This window comes from Magnetospirillum sulfuroxidans, assembly GCF_018224925.1.
Lineage (GTDB): Bacteria > Pseudomonadota > Alphaproteobacteria > Rhodospirillales > Magnetospirillaceae > Magnetospirillum > Magnetospirillum sulfuroxidans.
In genome coordinates, this window is the sequence record NZ_JAGTUF010000033.1 from 16328 (window position 1) to 27522 (window position 11195).

An 11195-nucleotide genomic window follows, 5' to 3' on the forward strand; every position below is an offset into this window, starting at 1 on the left:
TGATCCTTCAGACTTTGGAGAGCAAGGTTTCGGCCTCGACCCACGGCCCCAACCAATCGGGCAATGGCGGCGAATCCTGTCCCTGGTTCAACTGACGGGCCAGCTCGGCCGGGGCAATGCCGCCGTCCTTGCCCACCAACATGGCCTTGACCACCGCGTGACAGGCCAGCACGTCACCGCTTTCCAGCCGATGCTCGATGAACAGCCAGCGTTCATCCCAGGCCAACAGGCGCGACCGCAGGCGGATGGGTTGAAACGGTTTGAGCGGCCGGCGATAGCGCACCAAGGCGCCGGCGATGACCGGTTGCAGCTTTTGCCGCCATACCAGCGCCCCCATCCCCGACCGCACGATCATATCCAGCCGCCCCAAATCCATCAGCGACAGATAACGGGCGTTGTTCATGTGGACATTGATGTCCAGATCGGTGGGCCAGACGCGGAAGCGCAAGCGCGATTCCGCCAGCAAACCCAAACGCGGCCGGAAAAAGGCGAGCACGATCACCCGCAGAACGCGAAACCACAGGTTCATGCCCGCCTGCCCCGCTTAGAACGCGTCTTCGGCGAAGTCCATCATCGACGCGCCTCCCGCCATGATGGCCGAGAACAGTCCCGATGTTTGCGGCAGCAGCCGCTCCATGTAGAACCGCGCCGTCCCGATCTTGGCCCGATAAAAAGCGCCGTCGTCGCCATCAACCTTATCCAGGCTGGTCTGGACCATGCGCGCCCACATATAGGCCAAGGCGGTCAGACCGAACAGCCGCAGATAATCAGTGGCGGCGGCGCCGGCTTCATCCGGCTTGGCCATGCCGGTCCGGGCAATCTGACCGGTCGCCTGTTGCAGGCGGACGAAGGCCTTGGCCAATGGCTGGACGAATTCGCCCAGGGCCTCGTCTTCCATATTGGCTTCGATAAAGGCCTGAACCGGATGGAAAAAGCCGCGCAAATAGCGCCCGGCATGGGCCGGCATCTTGCGGCCGACCAGATCCAGCGCCTGGATCCCGTTGGTGCCCTCGTAAATCTGCGAGATGCGGCAATCGCGGACATATTGCTCCATGCCGTGTTCGCGGATGAAGCCGTGCCCGCCCAGCACCTGCATGCCCATATTGGCCGCCTCGAACCCCAGATCGGTCATCAAGGCCTTGATCACCGGGGTGATCAGGGCGACGAAATCATCGGCGTCCTGGCGCGTCTTGGCGTCGGGGTGGTGGTTCTTGATGTCCAGGCTATGCGCCGCCCAGGCGCCCAGGGCGCGGCATCCCTCGACATAGGCGCGCTGCGTCAGCAGCATGCGCCGCACATCGGGGTGAACGATGATCGGATCGGCCGGCTTGTCCGGGTGCTTGGCCCCCGACAGCGACCGGCCTTGCAGGCGTTCACGGGCATAGGCCACCGCGCCCTGATAGGACGCTTCGGCCAGTCCCAGCCCCTGGATGCCCACCGACAGCCGTTCGGTGTTCATCATGGCGAACATGGCGGCCATACCTTTATTGGCCGAACCGATCAGCCAGCCGGTGGCGTCGTCGAAATTCATCACGCAGGTGGAAGACGCCTTGATGCCCATCTTGTGTTCGATGGACCCGCACGAAACGCCGTTTCGCTCCCCCGGATTGCCAGCGGCATCGGGCAGGAATTTCGGCACCAGAAACAAGCTGATGCCCTTGACCCCGGCCGGCGCGTCGGGCAGACGGGCCAACACCAGATGGATGATGTTCTCGGTCAGGTCGTGCTCGCCCGCCGAAATGAAAATCTTGGTCCCGCTCAGGCGATAGCTGCCATCGTCTTGCGGAAGCGCTTTGGTCCGCAACAGCCCAAGATCGGTGCCGCAATGGGGCTCGGTCAGGCACATGGTGCCGGACCAGGTGCCATCGACCATCTTCGGCAGATAGGCGTTCTTGAGTTCATCCGAACCGAAACCGTGCAGCGACACATAGGCGCCGTGGCTCAGCCCCGGATACATGCCGAACGACAGATTGGCCGAACAAATCATTTCCTCGACCAAGGTGTTGACCGCCTTGGGCAGTCCCTGGCCGCCATAGGCCGGATCGCAGGCGATGGCGGTCCAGCCCCCCTGGCTGAAGGTGCGATAGGCGTCGATGAAACCGCTCGGGGTGCGGACCACGCCGTTTTCCAGGGTACAGCCTTCCTCGTCACCGGAACGGTTGAGCGGGTGCAGGACCTGCTCGCAGATCTTGGCGGCTTCTTCCAACACCGGATCAATAAGGTCGCGGGTGAATTCCTCGTAGCCGGGCAAGGACGACAAGGCGTCGCCCCCCATCAATTCATAAAGGACAAAGCGCATGTCGCGCAGGGGTGCCTTATAGCTGGCCATGATCGTATTCCTTAATTGCGCAGAGGCTTGCCGGTCATCAGCATATGTTCGATGCGAGCCAAGCTATCGGGGTGACGGACCAGGGTCATGAAGGCCTGACGTTCCAGGTCCAGCAGGCCGTCTTCGTCGACGGTCTCGGTGACATCGGTCTCGCCGCCCGACAAAATGCCGGCCAAGGCGCCCGACACCACGCCGTCATGCGGCGTCGCCTTGCCCATGCGCTGGAAACCGGCGACCGCCATGTTCAAAGCCACCTTGGCCGTTGCTCCGGGCAGGGTGAAGACCGGTGGCTGTGGCGGCTGATAGCCATCGACCAGGGCCAAGGCCTTGGCCTTGGCATCGGCCAGCAGGCGATAACGGTTCATGGTGATGCCGTCACCGGGACGCAGGATCAGCAATTCCTGGGCTTCGGCCGCCGATTTGGCGATGGTGGCGGTGCTGATGGTCTCGAACACCTTCCCGATTGCCGGCATCGGTCCCTTGGGCAGCCGGCCCAGAGCTTGCCAGCGCGCCAGCATTTCCGTGCAGCCGCCCCAACCGGGGATCAAGCCGACACCGACTTCGACCAGACCGGTATAGGTTTCGGCATGGGCCTGAATGGCGTCGGCATGCAGCAAGATTTCGCAGCCGCCGCCCAAGGCCATGCCCGATGGCGCCGCCACCACCGGGAACGGCGCGTATTTCAACGCCCGATAGGTGGCTTGGCCATTGGCGACCATGGCCTCGATTTCGGTCCAGGCGGCGATGTTGGCGGCGAACAGGGCCAAGCCCAGATTGGCCCCGACCGAAAAATTGGACCCCTCGTTATAGATGACCAGGGCCTTGAAATCCCTTTTCACCCGCCGAATGGACTTGCCGAGCAAATCCATCGTCTCGGGATCAAGGGCGTTCATCTTGCTGGTGAACTCGAAACAGGCGACGCCATCGCCGATATCCCACAAAGCGGCCGAGCCGTTTTTCAGCACCGGCGAGCTCTTTAACTTGATATCGGCCAGCATCAGCACGCCATCGGGACGGACCAGATCGCCATAGGCGCCGTTAGCCCCCAGCACCTGGCGGATGCCGTTTTCCACCCGATAGAACGGCCGACCGGCAGCCAACGTCAAGATCTGCGGCAACGGCCAGCCGGAAGCTTGCAGCTTGGCGGTGAACCATGCGGCCCCGACCTGATCGATCAGTTCAAACGGACCGAACTTCCAGTTATAGCCCAGCCGCATGGCCTCATCGATGGATTCGATGTCGTCGGCGGCGTCGCCAACCAGGGCGCAGGCATAGGCCAAGGTCGGCCCCATCACCGCCCAGGCATAGGCGCCGTGCGCGCTGTCATGGTCGAACAGCTTGGCCAGCGAACGCCCAGCCTCTTTGACTGCCGCCACATCGGCGCGGCGCTGGTCGCGATATTCGCCGGTGGTCAGGTCAATGGCTTCCTTGGCCCTATTCTTCTCGCGATTGATGCGATAAAAGCCGCCCTTGCCCTTCCGCCCGGTAAAGCCGTCGGCAATCATCTTTTCCACCACCGGCACCGGACGGTTGATGCGATGAAACGCGTCGCTGACCGGCAATTCCTGGGTCATGCTGCCGATCACATGCGGCATCAGATCCAGACCGACCAGATCCAGCAAAGCGAAAACGCCGGTCTTGGGAATGCCCATGGGCCTGCCGATGATGGCATCGGCGTCTTCCACGTTCAGGCCGGCGTCAATGGCTTCAATGACCGCCGCCTGTAACCAGAACACCCCCAGGCGGTTGGCGATGAAGCCGGGACGATCCTTGCAGCGCACCACGCTTTTACCCAAACGGCGATCGGCGAAATCCGAAACCACGGCCAGGGCTTGCGCCTTGGTTTTGGCGCCGCCGACCACTTCCAGCAGCCGCATATAGCGCGGCGGATTGAAGAAATGAGTGATGCAAAAATCAGCGGCGAAACCGTCGGACAGGCCGGCGAGCAGGTTTTCCAGCGGAATGGTCGACGTGTTGGACGACACCACCGAGCCCGGCTTGCGCACCGCGTCGATGCGGGCGTACAGCGCCTGCTTGATATCCAGACGCTCGATCACCGCCTCGACGATCCAGTCGCATTCCGCCAACAGGTCAAGATGATCCTCGGTGTTGCCGACGGTGATCAGCTTGGCCGCCCCCTTGCTCATGAACGGAGCCGGATCGGCCTTGAGCATGCGCGCCACCGCGCCTTCGGCGATAGCGTTACGATTCCCGCCTTCCTTCGGAACGATATCCAACAGCACCACGGGGATGCCGGCATTGGCCACATGGGCGGCAATCCCCGCCCCCATGACCCCGGCGCCGATGACGGCGACCTTATTGATCGTGGTCATCACACCGCCTCCAAGAGGGTGGCGATCCCCTGGCCGCCGCCGATGCATTGGGTGGCCAGGGCGTATTGACCGCCTTGACGCTTGAGCAGGCTGGCCGCCTTGCCGACGATGCGCGCCCCGGTGGCCCCCAGCGGGTGACCCAGGGCGATGGCGCCGCCATCCAAATTGACCTTGTCCAAATCCAGACCCAATTCGCGCACACAAGCGATGGATTGGCTGGCGAAGGCCTCGTTCAGTTCGATGACGTCCAGTTGCCCGGCCTCGAGGCCGGCGCGATTGAGCGCCTTCTTGGTCGCGCCGACCGGACCGATGCCCATGATTTCCGGGGCACAGCCGCAAATGGCGATGCTTTTAATGGCGGCGAGAATGTCCAACTTGTGACGCTTGGCATAGTCTTCGGTGCACACCAGCACCGCCGAAGCGCCGTCGGTCAGCGGTGACGAAGTCCCGGCGGTCACCGAGCCGGCGGCATTAAAAGCCGGCTTCAATTCGGCCAGACCCTCCAGCGTGGTTTCCGGGCGGATGCAGCCATCCATGCGGATGGCGCCGCTTTTGGCCGTGATGGCGACGATTTCATCGTCCAGCTTGCCGGCTTCGCGCGCGGCGGCGGCCCGTTGGTGCGAGCGGACGGCGAATTCTTCCTGTTCGCGCCGGCTGATCGCCCACGTATTGGCCACGTTCTCGGCGGTGTCGCCCATGCCCATATAGGCGCCGGGCATCCGGGCAAAGAAATCAGGATTGGGCAGCGGGTTGAAGCCCATGATCGGCACGCGGGTCATGTTCTCGACCCCGGCGCAGATGAACGCCTCACCCGCCCCCATCTGAATGGCGCCCGCCGCGGTGTGCACCGCGCTCATGGACGAACCGCAAAAGCGATTGATGGTTTCACCACCCACCGTTTTGGGCAAGTCGGCCATCAGGCCGACCACGCGGGCAAGATTAAAGCCCTGCTCGCCTTCGGGAAAGGCGCAGCCCAGCAGCAGATCTTCCACGTCATCGGCCGCGATGCCGGTCCGGGTGACCAGGGCACGCACCACCTGGGCGGCCAGGTCGTCGGGACGAACCTTGGCCAACTCACCCTTCTTTGACAGGGTGAACGGCGAGCGCACATAGCCGGCGATAACCACCTTCTTCATCGACGAATCTCCAGATTTTTCTTGGTGTGGAGGAAAGCCGTCGGGAAGCGGGCGAGATGTCGGATGCGCCTCCCTAGGCCGAATTGGCGCCCTTGGACTGCAACGTCTCCAGCGTCAGACGCTCGATTTCGCGCAGTTCCGTCAGACTGGTTTCCACCGCCTGCAATTGGTCCTCGAGCTGGGCAATGCGCCCCTGGACCTTGGCGGCCAACAACTGAAGCTGCTCGACCTGGGTGGCATCGACCACGTACAGATCCAGGAACTCCTTGATTTCCTTGAGTGAAAAGCCCAACCGCTTGCCGCGCAGGATCAAGATCATCCTGGCCCGGTCGCGATGCGTGTAGATGCGGGTATTTCCGGCCCGTTGCGGCAGAATCAACCCCTGATCCTCGTAAAAACGGATCGTTCGCGGGGTAACCCCCAGATTTCGTGCCAACTCGGTAACCGAGTATAATTTGTCCATGACGGTTCTTTTTCCGTTGGTTGGTTTTATCACCAATAGCGTTACAGGTTCCCCTGAACGTCACCTTACTAACACGGAAATCCATCATGGTCATGTCCATCGTCGCAAATGTGGGGAAGATCAGATGACCGAACGCAACCCATGGTCTTCAGTTGCGGCATTTTCCTCAGCCACCAGTTCCTTTTTCGACAATTTGCCGATCATGGTCTTGGGCAGATGCTGGCGAATTTCCACCGCTTTAGGCATCTCGATGCGGGACACCTGGGTGGTTAAAAAGGCCTTGAGCTCATCCGGCGTGGCGGCCGCGCCTTCACGCAAACGAACAAAAGCCTTGGGGGCTTGGCCTCGATAGCTGTCGGGGATGCCGATAACCACCGCCTCGGCCACCGCCGGATGCTGATACAAGGCTTCCTCGATCATGCGAGGGTAGACGTTGAAGCCACCGCACAAGATGACATCCTTGATGCGGTCGACCAGGAAAAGGTAGCCGTCGGCATCGCGGTAACCGATATCGCCGGTGCGCAAGGCACCGTCGATGAACACGGCGGCGGTATCGTCGGGACGCTGCCAATATCCAGCCATCACCTGGGGGCCGCGGATGCAAATTTCGCCGCGTTCGTCCACGCCTTCGATCAGCGCGCCATCGGCAGGGTTGCGCAGTTCGATGGTGGTCCATGCCAACGGCAGGCCGATGGAAGCGTTCTTGGCCTCGCCCTTCAACGGATTGCAGGTCGCCACCGGCGAGCTTTCCGATAAGCCATAGCCTTCAACCAGCGTACAGCCGGTCAAGGACTCGAAACGGCCTCGAACCTCGACCGGCAACGGCGCGCCGCCGGAAATGCACAGACGGATGGACGACAGATCCTGCCCGCCGGCATCCATCGCCTGATTGATGGCGGTGTAGATGGTCGGCACGCCGGGAAACAAGGTCGGGCGCTTTTTGGCGATCAGCTTCAGCACCTGTTTCAATTCGAAACGCGGCAGCAAAATCAGTTCCGCCGCCATGCGCACGCCCAAATTCATCACCACGGTCATGGCGAAGACGTGGAACAGCGGCAGGACCCCCAGCATTTTCTCCTGCCCCTGCCCGACCATCTGCGGCGGTATCCAGCGCCACAATTGTTCGGTATTGGCGGTCAGATTGGCATGGGTCAGCATTGCCCCCTTGGGCACGCCGGTGGTCCCGCCGGTATATTGCAGCACCGCCAGATCGCGGGCGGGGTCCACCTGCACCGGCCGCACCTGGCCGTCATTGCTGACCAGCCGCTCGAATGGGACGTGGCGCAGATCGTCGGGGATATCGGCGATCTCGCTGCGCTTGAGCACCGAGAACAGCAGACTTTTCACCGATGGCAAGATGGCGCTCATCGAGCAGGTGACGATACGCTCGAGGCAGGATTCCTCGAGGATCGCCGCCACCTTGGGATAAATCTGCTTCAGATCCAAGGCCACCATGATGGTGACGCCGGAATCGTCCACCTGATGCTTAAGCTCGCGCTCGACATAAAGCGGATTAAAGTTCACCACCACGCCGCCGATGCGCAAGATGGCGTAATAGCAGACAACGAAATAAGGCGTGTTGGGCAGGCACAGCCCGACACGGGTGCCTTTGCGCACCCCCAACAATTGGAACCCCCGAGCGGCGCGAAGAACCAGATCTCCGATCTCGCCATAGCTATAACGCTTACCCAGGAAGTCCACGGCCGGCCAGTCGGGATGGTGTTTCACCGCCTCGTCCAGCAGAGCATGGACCGGTTTGACCGGCACAATGTCGGTGGGCGCCATCATGGCGGGTGTTTCGCTCGGGGGGGCCATGATTAGAACGTCGCCTTCAAGCTGGCGCTGATGATATCCACCGAGCTCTCATAGGTGCCGTCCAGAGTGCCGAAGCTGGTGGTTTCGCGCACCTGGGCGTTTTGGGTGAAGATATGGGTATAAGACGCCGCCAGCGCCATGCCCGGAGCCAATTGATAGCCAACGCCAGCAGACAGCCACAGACGATCCTGATCCGGAATGCGGGCGGTCCGATGGGCCTCGGGCACCGGGCTCAGATCATAGGCCACGCCGCCTTGCAATTTCCATTTCTCAGAGGGCTTGTAGGTGGCGCCGAGCGAGAAGAAATAAGCATCCTTCCAGTCTTCGTTCACGTAGGTATCGACGCCGACCTTGTTGTCGATGCTCAGATGATCGAACAGCGACCAGTTGGTGTATTGCGCTTCGCCCATCAACGCCCATTGCGGCGACAATTCATGGTACAGGCCGATGCTGACGATATCGGGCGTGGTCAATTTGGCGGTGGCGTCGCTGTCGATCAAATTGGCCAGAGAACCGGCATTGACCACCCCGGTATAATCGGTCTTGCCTTCCAGTTCGTGCATCACCCGCGACCGATAATTCAACCCCACCCGTGAGGTCGGCGAAAATTCGTACAATGCGCCAAGATTGACGCCGATTCCCCAATCATCGCCGGTGATTTCCGACTTGCCGTCGGTGGCGCTGCCGGCCAGTCGATTATCGATGCCGTTGGTCAGCGTGGCGCTGGCGTATTGAATGTTCAGACCGCCGCCGATGGACCAATTGCTGTTCAGCCGATAGGCCACGCTGGGGGTGATATCGATGGTCATCAGCTTGGAATTCAGCGCCTGATAGCGCCCGACCCAATCCTCTTCATAATCGGTTTCCAGACCGAACGGGGTGTTGATGGCCAAGCCCAACTTCAGATCGGGGCTGACACTCATCATCGCGTACATGGACGGCAACAGCGTATCGACGCCGGCGTCGCCACCACTGCCGCCGCCGGTGGCCGCACCGCCAACACCAGGGTTACGGGTGGCGCGGCCGGAAAAGTTGGCCTTTGGCATGATATAGGCGACTTCACCTTGGGTGGCGTTGCCTTGCAGCCGGGTCATGCCGGCCGGATTGTAGAAGATGGTGGACAGATCTTCGGCCTTGGCCGACGAACCGGCAAAGGCATTGCCCAGGCCTTCGGCGCTTTGTTCACGCAGTTGAAAGCCCGACGCCGAAGCCGGAGCGGTTTGACACAGGACCGAGGCCAGGCACAATGCACCCGTGGCCACCACGCGGTGATGGGTCGTCAACATGAAATCGTTCCTCCCGTTGGCGAACTTTGCCGCCATTGATTGTGATCGTAGCCAGTCAATTACCTGGCGTCAATATGTTTACGTTTACGTAAACGTTATATTGGAGACATGATCTCGGGATGGCGCCCCCGCCGGATCAGGGGGCGACGCGAACGAACTCGATTGGAAAGCCTTTTCTTTTAAAAGTTGTCTTCACCAAGGTGCCATCGGCGCCATACCACAGGTCGCGGTCGATATCGCCACTCAGACGGTAATGGGTGGCGGCAACGCTGCCTCCGGCGACAAAGAGAGTTTCCTCCCCCAGCCGGGCCACCTGCACCCGATACGGTGCGGCATCGATGGTGCCGAAAAACGACGGCGCCTCGACCACCTTGGCCGTCCACAGCACCAGCGGCAAACTGGCGGCGGGCCGTCGCTCGGTCGTCCCGTTAACGGTGACCGTCCACTCCGCCTCACTGCGGCCAGCCTCAAGCCGCGACCGGGTGCCGTCGTCGTTGGTGTCGACGATCATCCGCCGCAAGGTTGCGCCCTGCCATTCCTCGCGCCGGGTCTGATCAAAGACGAAATCCATGAACAAAACGGTGGTCCGGGTGTGATTTTCCACCTCGACAACCGTGGACTCGCCCTCCTTGGCGATGCGAACCACCTCGGCGCCAATGGCCTCGCCGTCCTTGCGGATTTCATAGCGCAGCACCCGTGGCTCCGCCTGAGCGGCACTGGCCAAGCAGATCACCACAGCGGCGGCAAAAACGGCAACAGGACGCATGACACCCTCCTATCCCAAAGCGGAAACCAGCTTCATGGCGACGCCCATCGACCCCTGAACCTTGATCTTGCCCAAGGTGTACCCAAGCATGGGGTCCATCCGACCCGCCATCAGCTTGACCAGATTCTCGGCACTGATCTTGATCGTGCAGGCCGGATCAAGATCGCCGTCCCGGATCAAGCGGGGCTGCCGGGTCCGTGCGTCAACCGTCCACTGACCGTCCGCGCCCAGATCAAAACACACCACCGCCCCCAGGCCAGCCAATTTGGGCAAGCTGTTTTCCAGATCGTCTTCCAGGTCCACCTGCAAACCTCCCATGCAAAAACCACATGGGCCAATATACTGACGTTTACGTAAACGTCACTACCAAAAAGGTATGTAGTTGCGAGAAACGGCATCATCGCGACATTTCATTGCGCAGTGCAGCAAAGCGCACTGCACCAAATTAAAGTTGACTTTATATGGCGTCTGATATTTTCATGCACAAAAGGAAATGATCCATGGCCGACAAGGACAAATTGTTCAGCGTTTCGGAATTGGCGCAGGAATTCGCCTTGACAACGCAGGCCCTGCGTTTTTACGAGGAAAAAGGCCTGTTATTGCCGGCGCGATCGGGCCGGGCGCGGGTTTATACCTATCGGGACCGGGCACGGCTGTTGCTGATCCAACGGTTGCGGCGATTGGGATTCTCGTTGGAAGACATCGCCCAATACCTGTCCATGTATGGCGCAGTCGGTGGCGGACAGTACCAATTGGGTCTGGAAAAAATTCAACGGCGGCTGGGTGAATTGCGCAGCTTGCGCCGAGAAATCGACCAGACCATCGACGAATTACAAAGCCTGGAAGACGAAGCAAGGCAACGATTGCAGGCAGCGGCCAGTCCCGGTACGCCGCCACGACAAGAGTGAAATATTTTATCGCGGAGGCAAAACCATGAAAGTGCTTGTGGCCGCCAAACGGGTGGTCGATTACAACGTCAAAATCCGGGTTAAGGCAGACCAGACGGGCGTCGAGACGGCGAACGTCAAGTTCAGCATGAATCCGTTTGACGAAATCGCGGTGGAAGA

Annotated in this window: 10 protein-coding genes and 1 pseudogene; 2 read left to right on the forward strand and 9 right to left on the reverse strand. The window is 60.9% G+C overall.

Annotated elements, in window-relative coordinates; translation table 11 throughout:
* Positions 1-7: 7 nt before the first annotated feature.
* The 9 genes from KEC16_RS19020 to KEC16_RS19060 form a co-directional block, all read right to left on the reverse strand.
* Positions 8-529, reverse strand: coding sequence for a thioesterase family protein (locus KEC16_RS19020; RefSeq protein ID WP_211551904.1), 522 nt, complete (start codon positions 527-529; stop codon positions 8-10).
* 15 nt (positions 530-544) lie between these two features.
* The gene (locus tag KEC16_RS19025; RefSeq protein WP_211551905.1) at positions 545-2329 is read right to left on the reverse strand and encodes an acyl-CoA dehydrogenase C-terminal domain-containing protein; all 1785 of its coding nucleotides are present in this window, start codon (positions 2327-2329) and stop codon (positions 545-547) included.
* Between the two features lie 11 nt (positions 2330-2340).
* Positions 2341-4662 carry a 3-hydroxyacyl-CoA dehydrogenase/enoyl-CoA hydratase family protein gene (locus KEC16_RS19030; RefSeq protein WP_211551906.1) on the reverse strand — a complete coding sequence of 774 codons (2322 nt, stop codon included), beginning with the start codon at positions 4660-4662 and terminating at the stop codon, positions 2341-2343.
* Entirely contained in the window at positions 4662-5798 is a 1137-nt protein-coding gene (locus tag KEC16_RS19035; RefSeq protein ID WP_211551908.1) for a thiolase family protein, read from the reverse strand. Before KEC16_RS19035 ends, KEC16_RS19030 begins: the two co-directional genes overlap by 1 nt.
* A 73-nt stretch (positions 5799-5871) precedes the next feature.
* On the reverse strand, positions 5872-6261 hold the full coding sequence (locus KEC16_RS19040; RefSeq protein ID WP_211551909.1) for a MerR family transcriptional regulator: 390 nt from the start codon (positions 6259-6261) through the stop codon (positions 5872-5874).
* Positions 6262-6381: 120 nt separating this feature from the next.
* A complete protein-coding gene (locus KEC16_RS19045; RefSeq protein WP_211551911.1) occupies positions 6382-8049 on the reverse strand; it encodes a long-chain-fatty-acid--CoA ligase in 1668 nt (555 codons plus the stop codon).
* A gap of 29 nt (positions 8050-8078) precedes the next feature.
* On the reverse strand, positions 8079-9362 hold the full coding sequence (locus tag KEC16_RS19050; RefSeq protein WP_211551913.1) for an OmpP1/FadL family transporter: 1284 nt from the start codon (positions 9360-9362) through the stop codon (positions 8079-8081).
* A 136-nt stretch (positions 9363-9498) separates the two neighbouring features.
* Complete coding sequence (locus tag KEC16_RS19055; RefSeq protein WP_211551915.1) at positions 9499-10128, reverse strand: DUF6134 family protein; 630 nt, start codon at positions 10126-10128, stop codon at positions 9499-9501.
* A 9-nt stretch (positions 10129-10137) separates the two neighbouring features.
* Positions 10138-10431 carry an SCP2 sterol-binding domain-containing protein gene (locus KEC16_RS19060; RefSeq protein ID WP_346344140.1) on the reverse strand — a complete coding sequence of 98 codons (294 nt, stop codon included), beginning with the start codon at positions 10429-10431 and terminating at the stop codon, positions 10138-10140.
* 197 nt (positions 10432-10628) lie between these two features.
* Here KEC16_RS19060 and KEC16_RS19065 point away from each other — a divergent pair, with 197 nt between their 5' ends.
* On the forward strand, positions 10629-11036 hold the full coding sequence (locus KEC16_RS19065; RefSeq protein ID WP_211551918.1) for a MerR family transcriptional regulator: 408 nt from the start codon (positions 10629-10631) through the stop codon (positions 11034-11036).
* 25 nt (positions 11037-11061) lie between these two features.
* Positions 11062-11195, forward strand: a pseudogene (locus KEC16_RS19920) (electron transfer flavoprotein subunit beta/FixA family protein); the annotation flags it as partial.